This window comes from Alteromonas sp. AWJ4_197, from assembly GCF_056160285.1.
In genome coordinates, this window is record NZ_JBSWWW010000007.1 from 159,909 (window position 1) to 180,828 (window position 20,920).

Genomic DNA, 20,920 nt, shown 5'->3' on the forward strand with positions numbered 1-20,920 from the left:
TTGATGGGGAGGTGATTATCAGCTCACTTAATCCGGCAAAAGATGATTTATGGTTTATTCCGCTGGGCGGCACCGGTGAAATTGGCATGAACCTGAATCTTTATGGACACGACGGACAGTGGTTAATGGTGGATTGCGGTGTCTCATTTAATGAGCCTCTGTATCCGGCCGCTGAAACGGGCGTCACAAAAGATGCCTTATTTTCTGTTGTCGCGCCGGACCCGGAATTTATCACCTCCCGCAAAGAGCAACTGGCCGGTCTGGTGATAACCCATGCTCATGAAGATCACGTCGGTGCGGTTCCTTATATCTGGCAACGGTTTCGTTGTCCTGTTTATACCACGCCGTTTACTGCCGAAGTGCTGCGCCGCAAACTGGCAAGGGAAAATATGGCCGGACGGGTGCCAATTATAGAAGTGTCGGAAAACAGCTCCCACACGATTGGGCCTTTCACCGTGCGTTGGCTGGCTATCACTCATTCCATTCCTGATCCCTACGCCATATTAATAGACACCTCCGCAGGTAAAATTTTTCATACTGCCGACTGGAAAATTGATGCGCAGCCTGTGTCAGGCAAGCCTTTTCAGCACACACTTTATCAGGCCCTGCAGGACGAAAACATTCTGGCCATGGTGGGGGATTCCACCAACGCATTAAAGCCCGGTATGTCACTGTCTGAACGTAATTGCTTCGATGGTTTGTTATCAGTTATCAAACCATTGAAGGGCAGAGTAGTGGTAGCCTGTTTTGCCAGTAACATCGCCAGATTGATTTCTCTGGCGCGGATTGCTCAACGGACAGGGCGTTACCTTGCCCTGCTTGGCCGCTCACTCATCAACATGGTCAGCATTGCCAGGGCTCAGGGCTTCTGGCCGGAAGATATTACGCTGGCAGATCCAGAACATATTGGCTACTTACCACCCGAAGAAGTGCTGGTAGTGGCAACAGGCAGTCAGGGGGAGCCCCGGGCTGCACTCTCCCGTCTGGCAACAAACAGTCATCCGCAACTGGAGCTGGCCAGAGGCGACCATGTTATTTTTTCCAGCATAGTGATACCCGGTAACGAAAAGCCGGTAGAGCGGTTACTGTCCCGTTTTGCAGCCATGGGAGTCAGTACGTTGCTCAGTGAAGACAGCCCGTTGCCGGTTCACGCCAGCGGTCACCCCTGTGCTGAAGAACTCAAGCTTATGTATCACTGGGTGAAGCCGGAAATTGCCATTCCTGTACATGGCGAAGCTGCACATCTGCAAGCCCATGCAGATATTGCAAAATCATGCGGTATCCGGAAAACCTATGTGGGCACCAATGGTGATCTTTACCGCCTCGCTCCTCAGGCCGGTATCAAACGCGGCGCGGTGAAAGCCGGCCGGATCCCTATCAGGGAAAAAGACTGACACGTATTAACAGCTTCTTATTTTTCAATGAGGTATGTAAATTTATCCTCAGGTCAGGCAGTGCCGCTTTCAATTATGTGCAGAATCGTTAAACTGCACACCATAGACAAATAGCAATTGCGGTTCGCTGTGTCTGACCGGTAAAAAAACGGTGCACGGCGAAGTTGTCAGGCCCGCTGAGGCCTTTCATGTCGAAGTGAAACGACACCTGATGATAACAATGAAAATAATGCGCCAGTTCCCTGACATCAGGGAACGATTAATGACACTGTTGTTTTTTATTCTGTTTTTTCTTACTGGCACGGTGAATGCCGCTCCTCTTATCGAAGATCCCACTTTTTTACAGCTCGGTACCGCCGATGGTCTGGCTCAGGACAAGGTTCAGGATATCGTGCGCGACCGTGACGGATTTATCTGGGTGGCGACAGAAGGGGGCGTGAGCCGCTGGGACGGTTACCGCTTTGTTACCCTGGAAGGTCCTGACGGATTGTTCGTCAACAACGAAATCCGTAATTTGTTTGTCGACAGCAGCAATCGTCTGTGGGTTTCCACTTATTCTGACGGCGTTTATTTTTTTGATTTAAACAGTAACCGTTACCAACTGGTCAGCAGAGTCAGTTATTTTGATGAAGAAGGTTGGACCCAGGGTGCTGATGCCTTCGAAGAACTGGCGGACGGTTCTATGGTGGTGGCGCTGGAACAGCACATTATCAGATATTATCCCCAAACCGGTGAAAGTACTGAACTGTATCGTCTTACCAAAGAGCATATCGGAGAGGGGAACGTAATCAGGGATGTAAAGAGTATGGGCGACCAGCTCTTTATCGCCACAAGTTACGGCCTGGAGGTTATGTCACTGTCAAAAGGGCTGGCAAGTCTTAAAACCCTCAACTATCTGCCGGCCGGTGATATCTCCAATCTTACTGTTAATACAAAAACCTTATATACCCCTTCGCCGGATACATTATTTATCGGCACGGTAGGGGGGCTTTTTTCAATCCCCGTGACTGGCTTTACCGAAAAAGATGGTGATGTTATTGAGGTTCAGGGCAGCCATGTCGTTAAAGATCGCAATATTTGGACAATGACACTGGCCGGTAACGGAGAGTACTGGCTGGGCACAGACCTGGGACTGTTCAGGCTGTATCGTGAAAATGGCCAGTGGCAAAACAGCCATATTCTTTATCCTCATGCAGGCATCATTGCGCTGGCTGACAAAAGTATCCGCAGCCTGTTGTCAGATGAGCAGGGGAACTTATGGATGGGCAGCGTATATGGTGGTCTTTTGTTCTGGTATGCCAAGCCATTAGGTATCGAGACCTATCAAAACACCATTCGTGACGATGAACCGGTCGTTGCGGATAACACTGTGTGGTCATTTTTGCAGGAAGACGACATTCTCTGGGTGGGTACCAAAAACGGATTAACAGCATTCAATCTTAAGACAGAAGAAAGCCGGCATTTCCTTCGTGAAGATGATATCGCCAACAGCAGCGATGTCAGTATTATCATGAATATCTATCCTGCGCCGGGTGACAATTTAATTCTGGAGACATACAGAGGACTGCGGATGTTCTCTAAGCAAACCGGAGAAATCAGTCCGCTGCCGTCACATACACCGGAGGCTGAAAAAGTTTTAAATGACTGGAATTTTGGCACAGCAACGGACAACGAAGGCCGCATTTATTTTATTACCCGGGGCTTCTGGCGCTACGACCCGGCCACAGAAAAACTGGAATCTCTGCCGCTGGATATTGAAGGCATTAACGCCAATTATTCCTTTACCTTTCTTGGCGCAGATAAGCGCTACCCCGGCAAGATCTTCTTGTCAGTGAGAGATGCCGTTCTGATGGTAGATACCACGGATTTCGGGATCCGCGATGTCTACCGGTTTCCTGAAAAGGAACGCAATAATATCAGCGCGGTTACCAGCTTCATGGTCGACAGTCACGATGTACTCTGGCTGGGCTTTCCCAGTTACGGCATGGTGGGTTTAGACGCTGAAACCTTTGCTGTGAAAACATACCTGAACGGAACAGAGTCGTTGTTCACAGACATTGTTTACAGCCTCACCGGAGATGAAAGCGGGAACATCTGGTTTACTACCCATGGATTCCTCGGGCGTTATTCACCTCTTTCCGGTTCCGTAGAGCGGTACCGTTACGGAGAAGACATCAGAGTCTCTGAGTTTAATGATGGCGCAGCGTTAAAGCTTAGTGACGGACGGCTGGCATTTGGTTCTACGGCAGGATTCGTGTTGTTTGATCCGGAAAAATTGCTGGATAAAGCAAAGCAACGGGCCCGTAGCGTGAAAAAAATGGTGATCAGCAACGTGTTGCTGGACTCCCGCATGATCCATGAACCTATGCGAAACCTTAGCGGTGAACATGTTACGTTTAATCATGACGATTACGGCATTACTATTCAGTTCACTGCGCTGTCGTCCAGTTACAGCCGCGATACAACATTCCGCTATAAGCTCGTCAGAGAAAATTCGGTGGTCAGTGAGTCGGTCTCCAAAAATGGCAGTGTCACATTTGCATTTCTGTCTCCGGGCGAATATCACTTTGATGTGTCCCCGTTAAAGCAGGACAACGATGTGGTGCTGCTGCCGGCTTCTTTGTCTTTTACCATTCCGTATCCGCCGCTACGTTCACCGGTGGCCTACAGTATTTATTTTTGCTTTCTGCTGGTTTTACTTGCCAGTTATCTCTTTCACCGGCAGCGTCAGCAAAACCGCTTACATCAGGCGCAACATCAGGTGCGTTTGTTCGGTGACGCGTTTCAGCACACCCGTGACTGGGTAATGATTTTCGACAACGCCTATATGCCGGTGGCTGTGAATCCTTCATGCTGTGCAGCATTCGGGCTCGACAGCGACAAGGGACTGGAACGCCAGCTGAATCGTATGTTTGAGAACTCGCCGCGACTGGGTAAAACGTTAAGAGAAAAATTATCTGTTCTGAAAGCCGGCGAGTTCTGGAAGAGCGAAGAAAGTCTCACCGGTGCTGATGGCCGCCATTATGACGTACTGGTTGAAGTCTCTGTGACCGGCACGATGACTGATGCGGATAAAATCGACCATTACCTCATTATCATGTCAGATATTACGGAGCAGAAAAACGCCGAAAGAAAGCTTATTAAAGTGGCGAACTACGACAGTCTTACCGGTCTGGTTAACCGGACACTGTTGCTCGAAAGGCTTGAGCAGGCCATTGAGCGTGCCAATCACCATGGTAGCGAAGTGGGGGTATTGTTCGTCGACCTGGACAGGTTTAAAGGCATTAATGATTCTTTAGGGCATGATTATGGCGATAAATTACTCAGGATTGTTGCCAACCGCATGCTGAACCTGGCATCACCGGACGATACTGTAGCCAGACTGGGCGGTGATGAATTTGTTATTGTGACTGAAAATGTTACTGACAGGCAAAAAGTCGGCGAGTTTGTGGGGCACCTGATTGAGTCCGTTGAAACCCCTATCGCCCTTGGCAACGAAGTGGTGCGGGTGTCTGCCAGTGTGGGGATTTCTTTTTATCCCGAAGATGCCTCTGAGCCCGCTGAGTTGCTGAAACAGTCAGATGTGGCCATGTATACGGCGAAGAAAGATACTGTGTCCGGCTTCAGTTATTTCACTGAAGATATGAATGCCAAAGTCCGCGACAGACTTAAGCTGGAAAACAGGGTGAAAAAAGCCTGGCAGGAACAGTGTTTTTACAATCATTATCAGCCCATCATAAATGCGAAAACCGGCAAAACTGTCGGCGTCGAATTACTGCTTCGTTGCTCACTTAATGATCCTCCTTTATACCCGTCCGAATTCATTCCGGTACTGGAAGAATTACGTTATGTGATTGATGTGACCCGTGCTGCCATGCAGGGCGCCGTGGATGATCTCATAACGTGGTATGCGGACGGCTTTGAGGGGTATGTGGCAATTAACCTGTCAGCTTTACACTTTAAAACCGAGTTCGATATTGACGGTGTGAAAGCCTTACTGGATGAGGCCGGTTTGCCAAGAAGTGCATTGCGCTTCGAGCTTACTGAAGGGATCCTGATGGATGATGCGGAAGGTGCTCTCCGTCAAGTTAACCGGTTTATCGAAGCAGGATTTATACTGGCACTGGATGACTTTGGTACCGGCTATTCATCATTGAGTTATCTGAAAAAATTCCCCCTTCAGGTACTAAAAATCGATAAAAGTTTTGTCGATGACATTGAGCCTGATGGCAGTAACGATGCGCTGGTGCTCGCGACCATAGAAATGGCAACTAATCTGAATATGCGTTGTGTCGCTGAAGGGGTAGAAGAAGCCGGACAGGTAGAATATTTACTTGAGAAGGGATGTATTTACCACCAGGGCTATTATTATTCCCGCCCTGTTGAGGCGAAATATGTGCCTGAGCTACTGAACCGGCAATGGTAGCTGCTATTCGTCTGTCATAACCGGCAAAATGCCTGTACTCAGTACAGGCATTTTGCTTTTTCAACACTTAGCTTTTCAGATTGAGTTTTAACGGTAACGGCAAGGTTTTAAAACGCTGGCCGGTAGCGGCAAATAACGCATTGCAAAGCGCCGGCGTAAATGGCGGCGTCGGTGGCTCACCGACACCGGCTGCCGGTGCATCACTGTCAACGATATCAATCTCAAAGTGTGCCGGTGCATGTTGCATGCGTGCCACGGTGTAGTTGTGGAAGTTACTCTGATCTATCGCCCCGTCTGTGGCTGAAATCTGCCCCAGCGCACAGCTCAAACCATATACCGACCCCCCTTCACACTGCGCCCGTACATGTTCCGGGTTTACGATGGTGCCCGCATCAATACTGACCCAGGTAGCCGGAATATGCCACGTACCGTCCTCTTTTACTTCTATTTCCACCACGGTTGCAGTGTAACTTAGAAATGAGCGATGAGCTGCCAGGCCCAGGTAGCGACCCTGTGACTTCCGTTTATCCCAGTCTGCCATGGCCGTCACCCTTTCAATCACATTGATCAGGCGGCCAGTATCTACAGGGTATTTTTCAATGGGATCGCCATAATTTTCATACGCCGCACCTTCCGCTTTTAAGTCAATCAGGCGGGCAGGTCCAATGAGGGACAGTAAATGGGCTTTGGGATCCTGACCGGCGTGATGGGCCAGTTCGTCAGCGAAACTCTGCACTGCCCAGGCATGGAAAATATTGCATACACTCCGTAACCAGCCGATCCTCACATGATTAACCGCTTCACCTTTTTGCAGCAACATATTATCGATGCTGAACGGGTTATCCATGAATCCCAGACTCAGCTCGCCGTTTGATGGTGTGGTAACCCCGCCGGCGAAGGTGGTGGAAATTGAGGGAAATGCTGTGCAGTGTTGCCAGGCCAGCGTTTTTCCATTTTCATCCTGCGCAGCCTTAAGGTGCTGGGCACTCACACTGTGATAATAGCCATGCTGAATGTCGTCTTCCCGCCGCCAGATCAGCTTTACCGGAGCGCCGGTTTGCTTTGAAAGCAGCGCGGCTTCAGCAGCATAATCCGGCTTTGATTTACGTCCGAAACCGCCACCGAGCAAGGTCACATTGACCGTTACATTGTCAGCCGGGATCCCAAGGGCGCCGGCCACGTTGTTACGGGTAGCCTGAGGTGTTTGCGTACATGCCCATATTTCAGCTTTATCACCCTGTACGTGTGCTGTTGCCGCTGGAGGTTCCATAGGCGCCTGTGCGAGAAGGGGGGCGAAGTAAGTCGATTCAATGGCCTTGTCTGACGATGCCAGTACAGCCGGAGCATCTCCTTTCGACCTGACGGTTTCGCCGCCTTTTTGGGCTGAGGCAATAAGCGCCTGTTTTTCATCTTCAAACTGATAATGGCTATGTTCGTTTTGTGTCCACTGAATGTTCAGCGCTTTTGCGCCCTGCATGGCAGACCAGGTGGACGCGGCTACGACAGCAACGCCACCTAACGGATTAAACATGGCCGGCGCAGCAGCAGCCGGCATGGTGATAACATGTTTTACGCCTTTGACCTGTTTCGCTTTGCTGTCGTCCAGCGATTTTACCGTCGTGAACATGACAGGAGGGCGCACAATGACAGCGGTAAGCATACCTTCACGTTGCACATCCTGACCATATACGGTTTTGCCGGCTACTACATCCGGTAAGTCGACGCTGGCCATGCCTTTGCCGCTGTATTTTAAGGCGGACTTTTCCTTAACAGTGACATCTGCTTCGGCAGGGACAGACAAGGTTGCTGCAACAGGAACCAGACTGGCAAAGCCGGCTTTGCGGCCTGTCGGCTTGTGTACTACGTAATGGTTTTCACAAATGCACTCACTGCTGTCGGTTCCCCAGCCTTTTGCTGCGGCCTGCCTCAGCATCAATGCAGCGGTAGCGCCTGCTGTTCTCAGCCGGTCGTAATTCCGGCGAATACTTCTGGAGCCGTCTGTATTCTGGTCACCGTAAACCGGATCGCCTGTTGCCTGAGTCACCTTGACCTTGGACCAGTCGGCATCCAGTTCGTCAGCAATGATTTGCGCAATGGCTGTGCGGATTTGCTGACCCATCTCCGAGCGGTGGCAGGTGACAGTAATCACACCTTCCTCACTGACAGACACAAACAGGTTCGGCGCAAGACGCTCTGCTGATGTGGCCATTTCTGCACCAAGAGCGTGAGTGGCCGGCAGCAATGTCACGGACAGGGAAAAGCCACCGGCAGCGGCAGACTTTTTCAGAAACGAGCGGCGTGACAGTTTCAAGTCAGACGTAGTCATTTTCCTGCCTCCGCTGCTTTTTTAATGGCTTTTTTAATTCTGGTATACGTACCGCACCGGCAAATATTGCCCGACATGGCCCGTTCAATGTCTGCGTCATCAGGCGAAGGATTAGAGGCAAGCAGGGAAGCTGCCTGCATAATCTGACCACTCTGGCAGTAGCCACATTGGGGAACATGTTCTTCCGCCCAGCTAATTTGTAACGGGTGAGCATTATTTTCATCCAGCCCTTCTATTGTGGTGATTGTTTTACCGTCTGCTGCAGACATGGGTAACTGACAGGAACGCGTAGCCTGACCATCCAGATGTACAGTACATGCGCCGCACAGTGCCATGCCACAGCCGTATTTCGTGCCGGTCATCTTCAGATCATCACGGATGTACCACAGCAGGGGCATGGCCGGGTCGCCGTCATACTCCTGAGTTTTGCCATTAATTGTAATTTTCATGATTTCGCCTTGTTTGTTCATTCCTTGTTCCCTGGTCAGTGCCGGGAGCGAAAAATGTATGCCTGTTAACTGGTTTAAGTGGTGTAAGTGTCAGTATCTACTATGATTAACCATGAATAACGCTTAGATTTATATAACCGCTTTGTGAATTTAATGTTAATCTCTGCGATACAATAGCAATAAAAACGGATGTAATGTCAATGACTCTAGCCGTCGTAAATGAAAATCAGCAAGTTCAGTATAGCCCTCTGGCCATGCTGTACCATTGGGAAAATACCCGGCCCGCCGATACCTTTCTTGTTCAGCCTTCAGATGGTCATTATCAACCTTATTCCTACGCGCAGGTTGCCGGTCTTGCAAGACGGGTTGCCCGCCGGTTAACTGAGTTGTCACTGCCTGCCGGCAGCCGTATTGGTATTTTCGCTAAAAATTGCGCGGAATGGTTTGTCGTTGATCTCGGGATCATGATGGCTGGTCATATTTCGGTACCCATTTTTGCCTCTGCCGGCGGGGATACACTGAATTATGTTATTCGCCATGCAGATATTAAGCTCTTGTTCATCGGCAAACTGGATAAGCCCGACACACAATTACCTGCTGTGCCGGCTGACTTGCATACTGTGGCGATGCCTTATCCCGGGATCCCTGCCAGCGAGCAATGGGATGCCTTTATTGCCTGCGAACCGCTAGCTGGCTCGCCTGATCGAGATCTTGATGATGTAATGACCATTATCTACACCTCCGGCAGCACCGGCGAGCCTAAAGGTGTGGTGCACAGCTTTCGCAGTATCTGCTGGGCTGCGGCTAATTCACTGGATGCGCTGACGTTTTGTGCCACTGACCGGATGATGAGTTATTTGCCGCTGGCGCACATAACCGAACGGGTACTGGTAGAACTGGCCAGTTTCTATGCCGGCGGAAAAATCCACTTTGTCGAATCCCTTGATACCTTCCAGCGGGACGTAAAACATTGTCAGCCCACCTTGTTTATTTCTGTACCGCGTCTGTGGACCAAGTTCAGAGATGGTGTGCTTGGCAAAATGCCGCAGAAAAAATTGTCTTTGCTGTTAGCTATACCTTTCATCAATTCCATGGTGAAAAAGAAGATACAGCAGGGGCTGGGCTTATCAGAAGCACGCTTGTTTGCCAGTGGTTCAGCACCACTGGCTCCCGCAATTATCAGTTGGTTCAGTAAGATTGGTATTCCCATCAGTGAAGGTTGGGGAATGACGGAAAACAGTGCATACGGGTCTGCCTGCGTACCGTTCCGGCAGGATAAAATAGGTAAAATTGGGAAGGCCTATAAAGGTGTGGATATCCGCATCAGCAGTGAAGGCGAAATTCAGGTTAAATCTCCCTGCAATATGGTGGAGTATTACCTGGATCCGGTAAAAACGGCAGAAGTCCTGACCCCTGACGGCTATTTAAAAACCGGTGATAAGGGAGAAATTGACAACGAAGGGTACGTGAAAATTACCGGACGCCTGAAGGATATATTTAAAACAGAAAAAGGAAAATATGTGACGCCGGCGCCTATTGAAGCCCGCATCATGGAGAATGATTTAATTGAGCAGGTGTGTGTCGTCGGTACCGGATTGCCTCAACCGGTGGCCTTACTGGTGTTATCGGAGGAAGCAGCTAAGCAACCCAAACTGACACTGGAAACCCGTTTGCAAAGCACACTGAACGCAGTAAACAGCAATCTGGAAAGCCATCAGAAGCTTGATCATATGCTGGTGATCAATGAGGAGTGGACCATCGACAATGGGTTACTCACCCCCACGCTGAAAGTGAAGCGACATGTGCTGGAGGAGCGGTATAAGTCAGTGATTCTGGCCGGATACCGGGAACCGGTTGTGTGGATTAACTAAATTTTTTGGTTAAATTTAATACAGTTTTCAGTTTCTCTGTTACTATTGAAACTCTCCGGGTCGCCGGGGCCCGGCATGCAAAGGAACGCTTATGAAAATGAATGTATTACCCGCCACATTAGTATTCGCTTCACTGGCCTTATCTGCTTCAGCACACGCTGACGTTGCTGACTACATGAAAGCAGCCGGTGCGTTCTGCGACAAGCTGAAAGTGTGTATATCGCTGGAAATGGAAAAAGAAATGGGCGGCGAAGTTCCCCCTCAAATGCGCGGGATGGTAGAAGGTATGGCCGACCAGATGTGTCAGCAATATGTACCTGAAATGTTCGAAGAGAAATTTGCTGCGCACGAAGACATAGTGGAGAAAAGTACAGAGTGTCTTAATGAGATGCTTGATGTTGACTGCAGTGAGTTTGAAGACTTAAATGAACCCGCTTCATGCAAAGAAGCTGAATCTATGGCAAAGGCCAGGGGTCTGATTGAATAGCCTCTTAGCCCGGATGAAAAAGTAAAAAGCTCACTAAGAAGTGAGCTTTTTACTATGATTTATTCTCAGGCAGGATAGCGTTCTGCCAGTCCTGCGTAAACCTGATCAGCGTAGCCTTCGTGGTTGATATCAAGCGCCGCTAATACTTCCACAAGGTGTTCATTATCTTCCCGGCCTTGCCACTCTTTAATATAGGTTCCGGCTTTATAACCATTGTCCTGACGGAAAAAGTTCAGCACATTCTTACCCACATACTGGCGAAACAACTCATCACTACTCATTTCGCTTTGACCGGCGATATGCATAAACAATGGCACACTGAAACGTTTTGCCGCACAAAGACCGGCCATCAGTTCCAGGTTATCCAGCAGTGATTGCTGCTCCGGGTGATAATCTGTGCCGTCAAACTGCACTTGCACTGAAGTCTGTGCAAGTTGTGCCGCCAGTGCATCAGCGGTTGCCTGCACATCACCCTGATAATCAATAATGCTTGCAGACAGGGCAAAGTGCCAGATATCTACCAGCTCCATCTGTAACTGAGGTAAATCTTTCTGTTGTGCTTTCCACCACTTCCAGCCGTGGTGCTCAATAGCCTCTACCGATTCCACCATCGCGGCACGCAGGTAACCATATCCGGCGGTTAACCACTGAGGGTTCACTTTGGTATTCATTTTATTTTGCAGCGAGAGCATGGTGGCGAGTTGTTGTTGGCTTAACATGTTTTTCTTCATAACGATTGTCAGGATGACAGAATTGTATAGGAACAGCATACGGGAGAAAAGCACTGGCAAGTTGCCTTGTCTTGGTGCGTTTGCACCAAAACAAAAAAACTGCTTTCGCAGTTTTTTGATGGGGTTGAGTCTAAGCTTTTGAATTTTATAGGCTATTTTTTTCTGGCACGCATAGTGCCTTATCTAAAGTGTTATCTGTGCTTTCTCCTGGCGTTAACCTTTTCCGGTGCCAGGCAACGCCGCGAACCGGTTGTCACGAGTGAGCCCGTAACCTTGCCCATACAGATTTTTCGTGTCCTGAGGTCTGTATGGGTTTTTTTTATCCGCATAATTTTACCTCAAGGCCATTTTTTAGCCAACCGTTTATTTGTTGAACTTTAGTCTGTTTTTTGCTGCTGGCTCATTCTCACGTTATCCCGTAACATGGAAAAAAACGCGTGAATTCAGGTGATCATTGCTAGCCCTTTATCCCTCAAACAAGCTCGAACATCTCAGTTTTTTATTGTCAGCGTTGCTTAGCCAACAGAGCCAGTCGGAAGACACGGCCACTCTGTTCACACCGCAAACGATTCTGGTTGAAAGCCCCGGTATGCAACACTGGCTGAACATGTCACTGGCTCAGGACCGTTCCGTGGCGATGAACCTGTCATTCCCTTTGCCGGTCAGGTTCATGTGGGATACCGCACGTAAAATACTCGGGGAAGAACGGGTGCCGAAGCAGTCGCCGTTTCGGCGGGAAGTGCTGGTATGGCGGATAGACGCCATCATTCGCAGCGCTGCATTCTGTGAATTGCCGGAGGCTGAAGCGGTAAACCGTTACTGGCAGCAGTGCAGTAATGAAGAGGAAGCCAGTGTACAGCGCCTTCAATTTGCCACGGCGCTGGCAGACGTATACGAACAATACCTGTTATTCCGGCCTCAGTGGCTGTTCGCCTGGGAAGAAGGGAAGGGCGCAGACACCGGTAACAGCGATGAAGTCTGGCAGGCTGTTATATGGCGCGCGCTGGTAAAAGAGAACCGCGATCATCCGGCCCGGCTTCATGCCGATGCGATGCAAGCACTGGCAGAACGGGGCAGCGAACTGTCCTTACCGGAAAATATCATTGTTTTTGCCATTAACACCATGGCTCCGCAACTGGTGCAATTTCTCGATGCACTGGCTGTGCACACACATATCCATGTGTTTCACCTTAATCCCAGTGTGAATTACTGGGGCGAGGTAAAAAGTAACAAAGAGCAGGCGAAACTGTTACGGGAGTCCGGCTTGGCCCAATGGCAGGAAGCCCGGCAGGACAACCCCCTGTTAGGTAATCTGGGTCAGCAGGGGCGTGATTTGTTTAACCTGCTTACCCCCCTTGAAAGCTATGAAGTCAGCGCATTCGACACCGATCCCGTAGTAGCAGAAGAGCTGGCCGGCCGGCGCCTGCATGCCATGCAGGAGGATATCTTACATGCCTGTGCACCTGAAGCCCGTTCCGGTTTTAACAGCGAAGACAACAGCATTACAGTTGTCAGTGCTCATACGGCGCTGCGGGAAGTTCAGGCATTGCACGATTACCTGCTGACGTTAATGAATACCGCTACAGCTGACAGGGAAACAGTATTAAAACCGTCTGATATTGTAGTGATGTGTCCTGCAATTGAAGAATATGCTCCGTTTGTGGAGGCGGTTTTTCACCGTGTGGGCACGCCGGAAGCGGGCGATACTGACCCCCCCCGTATTCCGTGCTCCATCGCAGACCGTGCGCCCCTTGATGCCGAACCTATGATCGCCGCTTTTGTACGGTTACTCAGTTTGCCTGACAGTCGCTTTGAGGTTAGTCAGATCATTGATTATCTGCGTCTTGAACCGGTTCAGCGAAAGTTCCGGCTTACCTCTGAAGACATCGATATGATGAGCGAATGGTTGCACCAGGCACATGTGCACTGGGGTCGAAATGCAGCGCACAAATCTGCCTTACTTGATAAGGAAGCGGCTGAGACCTTTACCTGGGCCTGGGGATTGCGACGTTTGCTCACCGGCATGACTATGAAGGACTCACCGTCAATAGCCGGCGATATTCTGACTATTCCTGATGTGGAAGGGCAGAGTACAGTATTGCTGGGTAAGCTGCTCCATTTACTTGAAGCGCTTTCATTATTCGCCTCAGAATTGAAAGCGCCGCGAAATGCTGAAGACTGGCATGATTATCTCAATGAAATGAAAGCAGAATGTTTTGAAGCTACACCGGAAGATATGCCCGGCTGGGAAGCAATATCCAAAGCCACTGCTGATCTGGTAACCCATTGTGAGCAGGCCGGTTTCAGTGATGAACTTACACTGAGTCAAATCCGTGCGGTGCTGGTGAAAAAATTCACTACGCCGGATGCGGCTAACCACTTCCTCACTGGTCAGGTAACCTTTTGTTCCATGTTGCCTATGCGCAGCATCCCTTTCAAAGTGGTGTGTATTCTTGGCCTTAATGACGGTGAATTTCCCCGTCAATCAGCGCCGCTCAGCATCGACTTAATGGCAAAGACGCCCCGTAAAACCGGTGACCGTTCAAGACGTCTGGAAGATCGCTACCTGTTTCTGGAAGCATTAATCTCTGCCCGTGAATATTTGTATCTGAGTTATCAGGGACGGCGGGGAAAAGACAATACAGAACGTCAGCCGAGCCTGGTGTTATCAGAATTACTTGCGGTGCTCAGCAGCGGGTATGAATTTAAGCCATCCTGTGTCCGGCAGTTACCTTTACATCCGTTCAGTCCGGCCAACTTTGCCGGTGATATGCCATCGTTTGAAAGCGGCTGGTTCCGTCTGGCCGGCGCGGTAACGACTGTACCTGACGGAAGTCAGGGTGAGTTTGCTGCTACTTCTGCCCCGTTGCCACAGGCTGTTATCAGCACAGACGATATGGCAGGTGTTTTCGACAACCCGCTGCGGGCATTTGCCGGTCAGAGGCTGGGTGTCCGGCTGGAACAGGCTGAACCTTTGCTCGCCGATGAGGAGCCCTTCAGTGAAAACAATCTGCTGCGGTTTAATGCGTTAAGGGCCTTTACGGAGGCGGGTATTCACCAGCAGGATAAGACACTGGTGAGAGAAACGTTACAAAAAAGCGGTGACTTTCCTGATACCCCGCTGACACCTGCACTGATGGAAAGCTGGGAACAGGCAGGCGCACAATTATCTTCAAGCCTGGGTTTGCATATGGCAGAGCAGAACCATGTCAGCGCTGATCTTGGGGAATTACAGTTAGAAGCCGGTGCCTGGCTTGGCAGCGACGGCCTTAAAATGCTGCATTACGGTTCGCAGAACGCTAAAAGGATGATGGCTCAGTACCTGACGTTGTTGTGTTTTAACGCAAACGGGAATGATATGCCCCTGCAGGTTTTTTATCTGAAATGGGCAAAGGGACAGGCAGAGCTCAGGCAGGCGACATGGCACCCTGTCATGATGGAAGAAGCTCAGCAACGTCTTGAAGAAATTGGTGTATTGTACAGGCAGATATTAAGCGAACCGGTGCCTTGTTTTGCCGGGCTGGCAGTAGAACTGACGAAAAAATATACCGGTGGCCGGAAAAAAGAAAAGCCACAAATCCCGCTATCACAATGGTTGTCGTCGCCTGAGGGCTTAAAAACCTGGGAGAACGCACTGGACAGCGGTTTTATGCAGGCGAGCATCAACGACGACCCGTATGTGCGCTGGTTCTTCCCGCAAGGCTTGTTACCGGATCAATTTCCCTGTGAAGCCGCAGAGCGGTTTTTCGTGCCGCTGTTGTTAAATCAGAAAGATGGAAAAGTCTCGTGAGTGAATCTTCCGTGCAATCTTCCCCCCTTGATGTTATTGCCATGCCCCTTCGCGGCCGGCACTTAATTGAAGCCAGTGCCGGAACCGGTAAAACCTTCAATATCACCCGTATTTATCTCCGGCTGTTGCTGGAAAAAAACTTTACCGTGCAACAGATCCTGGTCATGACGTTTACCAAAGCGGCCACAGAAGAAATTAAAGGACGGATAGCTGAAACTCTTCGTGAAGCTGTTGATTTGTGGCGGCATGCGGCTTCTCAATCATCGTTACCGGACAGCGCCGATCCGGTATTTCACGCGCTGTATGCTGTTGCGCCGGGTGAGCCGGGGCTGGCAAAGCTGGAAGCGGCATTGCTGGATCTGGATGAAGCTGCGGTATTTACCATTCATGGCTTTTGTAATCACGTGTTGTCCCAACTGGCGTTTGCCAGCGGCTCGCCCATGTCTCTGACGCTTGAAACGGATACACAGGCGCTCTGGGAAGAAGCGGCAGCAGACTGGATACGGATTATGGCATTGCAACCGCAGCAATATGCGCTGCTCGCAGAAGCGGGCTGGCATGTGCCCGGGCAGTTTATCGCTGAGTTTAATCAGGCTATTAAGAGTGAGCTGGAACCGGAATACTGCGATGATGAAGCTGTTCTGCGCCAGTACGAAAAAGGACTGTCCAACCTGAAAGTACGCTTTCAGCACACGTTTCATGATTTATACAGCGAATTGAAAATCCATGAAGCACTCATCAGCGAGAAACTGATTTTAAGTAGAAAAGACAGTGAGCGGGATGAGCGGTCAGCAGAGTGGGAAGTGTTGCTGAACTGGCTGGAAGCAAAGCGGATTAGTGCTCCGGATAAAGCGGCGAAAGAATTTGTCAAAGGCACCAGGTATGCCAGACAGAAAGAGGTGAAGGCGGTCCTGGAGCCGGTTAAAGATTTCATCAATACCCTGGAAAAAGAGCTGGCGCAGCTGGACGCGGCAAAACAAAAAAATGAACAGCAACAACCGCTGTATAAACTGGTCTGTGAAGGCTTTGTATGGATACGGCAGCATGTAGCTACTGCAAAACGCAGGTTGGGCATTGTCGATTTTGACGACCTGATCCGTCTGCTGGCGCAGAAGGTGAGGGGTGGCGATGACACGCTGAAAAAAGCGCTGCGGGCGTTATATCCGGTGGCACTGATTGATGAATTTCAGGATACCGACGACAGCCAGTACAGTATTTTATCTGCGGTTTATCCTTCCGGCAGTGATAATTTGACCCTGATGATGATTGGCGATCCTAAGCAGGCGATTTACGGGTTCAGAGGCGGGGATATTTTCACTTATCTGGAAGCTGGCCGTCAGGCGGATTACCGGTGGGTGATGGATACAAACTGGCGCTCTGTTGCGCCCATGGTTGATGCGTATAACCGTCTCTTTTACGGTGCGCCTGTCGAAGCGCAAGCCCGTGATGTCTTTGGTTACGGTATCCGGTACGAGCCGGTAAAATCGACTGAGCATGCCAAAGCCGCGAAACATCCCCTGAGCGATCCTGCTGAGCGTGCCGCACTGAATTATGTGGTACTGGAAGCTGAAGAAGACACGCCGGCCAATGCCAATACGTTGTCCCTGCAATTGGCTAACTGGATGAGTCACGAGATTCAACGCTTGCTGTCTGAGGCAATGTTGGGAGATACAGCTTTACAGCCTGCTGATATCGCCATTCTCGTCCGCTCCGGGCCGGAAGCCGATCTGGTCAAAAAGGCATTGCGGCAGGTCGGGCTGGGTTCGGTTTATCTCAGTACCAGTACCTCTTTGTTCGCATCGGCAGAAGCTGCAGATTTATACCGTGTACTCGACGGCATATGGCACAGTGAGCAAATACGGCGTCTTTCTGCTGCCCTTGCCAGTCCGCTGATGGGGTATCCCCACGAAGAGCTCGTTGCCATGCTTCATGATGAAGACGATGACCTGTGGGAAGACTGCATGGCGGAAGTGGGCACACTTCGCCAGATATGGCTGAAACAGGGTTGTATGGCCGTGGTACTGAATTTGCTGCGGCGCAAATTCCGGGTCACCGGCCGGGATACTGAACGGCAACTGACCAACTATATGCATCTCGCGGAAGTGCTGGAACAACAGGTGGCGGCCACATTGCAGCCGGAGCAGCTACTGCAATGGTTGCACCGTCAGGTTCATGATCCTCAGTATGGTGAGGAACAAATCCAGCGTCTCGAAAGTGATGCGCGGCTGATTCAAATTATTACCCAGCACGGTTCTAAAGGGCTGGAATATCCGGTGGTTTTTGTGCCTTTTGCCAGCCGCTACCGTGACCCGGTAAAGCAGGGCACCCGGGATCTGACAATTTATAAATACTACAACAGCGAAACCGGAAAACAGACCCTGCAACTCGGGGCTACTGAGGAAGTGGCGGCACAGGTCCGTGATGAAGGTGAAGCGGAAGCCATGCGCTTACTGTATGTGGCCATTACCCGTGCGGCACACCGGTGCTACTTAGGGGTAGCCCCCTATAAAAACAATGAACGCTCAGCGCTGGGTAAAGCCGCTGATGTGAAAGCCGGAGAAAGCTGGTACTTACCGGTAAACAAAGTGGAGCAGGAGAACGGCGGGCATACCCGCTATTTGCAGGCCGCTGATTTACCTGCAGAGCCTCATTCTGATCACACTGCTTTCGCACAAGCCAGTGAAGTACCACTGGGAATCAGCCAGTTCAGAGGCTCCGTTGAAGATGCATGGCGCTTATATTCTTTTACCGCGCTGACCAGACAGCAGATTGCGGTTAAACAGACGGCCCGTGACGAAGAAACCGACCTTGCAGTGCCGGGAAACGAGCCTGTTGCAGGCGAATTACCCATCCGTTTTACCCTTGAAAAAGGGGCAACGGCCGGGAACTTGCTGCACGATTTGCTGGAAGTAACCGATTTTACTGCGCCAGACTGGCAGTCTCATCGCAGTATGGCCAATCGCTTAAGCCTGAGTGATGATGATTTTAGCGCGCTCAGCTGCTGGATGGACGAAGTACTCGCCACGCCGCTCTGCGCTCCGGGACTGCGCGTTCCCCTCAACAGCCTGTCGCTGCCTGTTACATTGCGGGAGGCAGAATTTTATTTTCCGGTAGAGAAAGCTAACTGGTGGTCGGTCAGCCGTATTCTTACTGTGCACCGCAGCGCAGTAAACGGTGATAACGCGCTGGCAGTACCCAAGCTATCCCGTCCCATGCTGGAAGGTATGATGCACGGTTTCATCGATTTGATTTTTGAGCATGACGGCCGTTTTTATGTGGCGGATTATAAGTCCACCCATCTGGGCGATGCGTTCACCGGTTATTCTTTCAATGCGCTGGCGCACAATAACCAGCACCATTTGTACGACCTGCAATATTTATTGTATGCATTGGCATTGCACCGGTTTCTGACGGTCAGTAAACCGGATTATGACATTCACCGCCACCTTGGCGGGGTGTTTTATCTTTATGTACGCGGCATGCATCCTGACAACAAGGGTAGTGAAGGCGTGTTCTATACGCCCCTTGCGGCTGAACTCATTCTCGCACTGGATGCGGCCTTCAAAGGTGAAAACCGGGAGGTCGCGTTATGACAATACCTGCAATGAAAACCTACGCTGGTATCGAATCCATCGATTATTATTTTGCCCGCCATTATGCGCAGGCAGTGGATGCCACAATCCGCACTGAGGCGTTTCATTTGCTGGTGGCATTGTCATGGCACTTGCGTCAGGGACATACCTGTCTGCCTCTGGCAGAAATTGCCGGAAAGCAATTGTTTGATGATAAGGAACAGAAATGTGACGGGGTAACGTTTGCGGAACTGACACCCCTTATCAGGCTGGCAAGAACTTTGGCTGAAACCTTTGAAGATCCTCAACAGCTGGTTTACCACAGAGGCAAGCTCTATACCTCCCGCTACCACGACTTTGAACAGGTTGTCTCAAAAGGTGTCGTGCAGCGACTCCACGCCAGACAATTTACTGATGAAGACTATACGCGGTTGCAAAAGCTCTGGCGGCATCTGTTTCCGGTTACGCCGGTTCTGGAACAGGACTGGCAGCAGATCGCGGTTGCCTGTGCACTGACACGGGAATTTGCAGTAATTAACGGTGGCCCCGGGACAGGAAAAACTTATACCGTAGCCCGTTTACTGCTGGCATTGCAGGCATCGTCGGAAAAAGCTCTGAACATTAAACTGGCGGCGCCTACCGGAAAAGCGGCTCAACGTTTAACAGAGTCAGTGAGTGACAGCCTCAATGGCATTACCGGCGCAGATATTGAGTCACTTAAAGCGCGTATAGTCACACAGGCCAGCACCTTGCACCGGTTACTGGGGATCCGGCCAAACCGGGTCAGACCGCGGCATCATTCCGATAATCCGGTGCAGTGTGACGTACTCATTATCGATGAGGCTTCAATGGTGGATCTTGCCCTGATGGCGCGGGTTTTCCGTGCCTTACCGGATGACGCCAGGGTCTATCTGGTGGGCGATGCCAATCAGTTACCTTCCGTTGAGTCAGGCAATGTGCTTGAAGCGCTGGCTGGCAATGATGACGACCGTCATCTTACTGTGCCTGCTGAGCTTGCCGCACACGTACATAAATTGTGTCCGCATTTACCCGGTCTTGCCACCGACGATGAACAGCTTACTACCGTGTTTTCTCTGAAAGTCAGTCAGCGTTACAGCGGTAAACTGGCAGAAATTGCAGTGGCGGTCAGAACCGGTAACAGCGATGACATGCTGGCACGGCTGACCCGGGTCAGTGAGCCGGTAACCGGTTTGTTGAGCCTGGAAGATGTTGTGCTCATGCCGCCACCTGAAAACACGGATTTCACCAAACTGGTAAAAGACAGCTTCGCACCATTGCAGCAGGCAACATCACCGGCTTCTGCACTGGCTGCTATGGGGCAATGCCGGTGGCTGACGCCGGTGCGCAACGGCAAAGAAAGTGTCAGCGAACTGAATGCGTCTATAGAGCGCATTTTGCAGCCCGGCAAGCTGAATGGCCGGGACATCCACTACACAGGAAGGCCGGTGATGGTCATGGAAAATGACTATACACAGCGATTGTTTAATGGTGATACGGGCGTGATCTGGCCGGATGACAATAAACAACTGAAAGCATGGTTTACTGACGACCAGGGTGCGTTAAAGGCGGTGAGTTTATCCCGGTTACCTGCAGTAGAAACGGTGTACGCCATGACCATACACAAATCACAGGGCTCGGAGTTTCAGCGCGTGGTAATGTGGTTGCCGGAAGCAAGCGGTAAAGCAGCCAGCTTGTTTACCCGCGAATTGTTATATACCGGACTGACCCGGGCGAAAAAAGGGTGTGTGATGATAGGTCACACTCAGCGGATCAAAGAGATTATCGCTCAGCGGGCTACCCGTTTCTCCGGCTTACAGGCATGCATTGAAGAAAACTGGCATCACAGCTGAACA

At 50.5% G+C, this 20,920-nt stretch carries 10 protein-coding genes; 7 read left to right on the forward strand and 3 right to left on the reverse strand.

What is annotated here, in order from left to right; genetic code table 11:
- Positions 1-86 precede the first annotated feature (86 nt).
- Positions 87-1,394 (forward strand): ribonuclease J, encoded by a 1,308-nt coding sequence (locus ACXAGC_RS16680; protein ID WP_474845961.1) that lies wholly within the window; start codon positions 87-89, stop codon positions 1,392-1,394.
- A 262-nt stretch (positions 1,395-1,656) separates the two neighbouring features.
- Positions 1,657-5,820, forward strand: a complete 4,164-nt coding sequence (locus ACXAGC_RS16685) for an EAL domain-containing protein (RefSeq protein WP_474845603.1) — start codon at positions 1,657-1,659, stop codon at positions 5,818-5,820.
- 67 nt (positions 5,821-5,887) lie between these two features.
- Here ACXAGC_RS16685 and ACXAGC_RS16690 read toward each other — a convergent pair whose 3' ends face one another.
- Positions 5,888-8,146, reverse strand: coding sequence for a xanthine dehydrogenase family protein molybdopterin-binding subunit (locus ACXAGC_RS16690; protein ID WP_474845605.1), 2,259 nt, complete (start codon positions 8,144-8,146; stop codon positions 5,888-5,890).
- On the reverse strand, positions 8,143-8,598 hold the full coding sequence (locus ACXAGC_RS16695) for a (2Fe-2S)-binding protein (RefSeq protein WP_474845963.1): 456 nt from the start codon (positions 8,596-8,598) through the stop codon (positions 8,143-8,145). Before ACXAGC_RS16695 ends, ACXAGC_RS16690 begins: the two co-directional genes overlap by 4 nt.
- A gap of 191 nt (positions 8,599-8,789) precedes the next feature.
- Here ACXAGC_RS16695 and ACXAGC_RS16700 point away from each other — a divergent pair, with 191 nt between their 5' ends.
- Positions 8,790-10,466 carry an AMP-binding protein gene (locus tag ACXAGC_RS16700; RefSeq protein ID WP_474845607.1) on the forward strand — a complete coding sequence of 559 codons (1,677 nt, stop codon included), beginning with the start codon at positions 8,790-8,792 and terminating at the stop codon, positions 10,464-10,466.
- A gap of 91 nt (positions 10,467-10,557) precedes the next feature.
- Positions 10,558-10,953: a hypothetical protein gene (locus ACXAGC_RS16705; protein WP_474845609.1), complete on the forward strand. Its 396-nt coding sequence runs from the start codon at positions 10,558-10,560 to the stop codon at positions 10,951-10,953.
- A gap of 65 nt (positions 10,954-11,018) precedes the next feature.
- On the opposite strand, the gene ACXAGC_RS16710 is transcribed toward ACXAGC_RS16705, so the two are convergent.
- Complete coding sequence (locus ACXAGC_RS16710) at positions 11,019-11,672, reverse strand: dUTP diphosphatase (protein WP_474845965.1); 654 nt, start codon at positions 11,670-11,672, stop codon at positions 11,019-11,021.
- A gap of 466 nt (positions 11,673-12,138) precedes the next feature.
- Between ACXAGC_RS16710 and recC the strand changes: the two genes are divergently transcribed.
- The 3 genes from recC to recD are packed head-to-tail and all read left to right on the forward strand — an operon-like array spanning position 12,139 to position 20,917.
- Entirely contained in the window at positions 12,139-15,474 is a 3,336-nt protein-coding gene (gene recC, locus ACXAGC_RS16715; RefSeq protein WP_474845611.1) for an exodeoxyribonuclease V subunit gamma, read from the forward strand.
- Entirely contained in the window at positions 15,471-19,067 is a 3,597-nt protein-coding gene (gene recB / locus ACXAGC_RS16720; RefSeq protein ID WP_474845613.1) for an exodeoxyribonuclease V subunit beta, read from the forward strand. Before recC ends, recB begins: the two co-directional genes overlap by 4 nt.
- Entirely contained in the window at positions 19,064-20,917 is a 1,854-nt protein-coding gene (gene recD / locus ACXAGC_RS16725) for an exodeoxyribonuclease V subunit alpha (RefSeq protein ID WP_474845615.1), read from the forward strand. The genes recB and recD overlap by 4 nt, the downstream gene beginning before the upstream one ends.
- The last annotated feature ends 3 nt before the right edge of the window (positions 20,918-20,920 follow it).

What these genes read in the sequence shown, in the direction of transcription:
- ACXAGC_RS16685 (WP_474845603.1), top strand. Translation starts at nt 1,657, where the DNA reads ATGACACTGTTGTTTTTTATTCTGTTTTTTCTTACTGGCACGGTGAAT.
- recD (WP_474845615.1), top strand. Translation starts at nt 19,064, where the DNA reads ATGACAATACCTGCAATGAAAACCTACGCTGGTATCGAATCCATCGAT.
- ACXAGC_RS16705 (WP_474845609.1), top strand. Translation starts at nt 10,558, where the DNA reads ATGAAAATGAATGTATTACCCGCCACATTAGTATTCGCTTCACTGGCC.
- ACXAGC_RS16700 (WP_474845607.1), top strand. Translation starts at nt 8,790, where the DNA reads ATGTCAATGACTCTAGCCGTCGTAAATGAAAATCAGCAAGTTCAGTAT.
- ACXAGC_RS16690 (WP_474845605.1), bottom strand. Translation starts at nt 8,146, where the DNA reads ATGACTACGTCTGACTTGAAACTGTCACGCCGCTCGTTTCTGAAAAAG.
- ACXAGC_RS16710 (WP_474845965.1), bottom strand. Translation starts at nt 11,672, where the DNA reads ATGTTAAGCCAACAACAACTCGCCACCATGCTCTCGCTGCAAAATAAA.
- ACXAGC_RS16680 (WP_474845961.1), top strand. Translation starts at nt 87, where the DNA reads ATGAACCTGAATCTTTATGGACACGACGGACAGTGGTTAATGGTGGAT.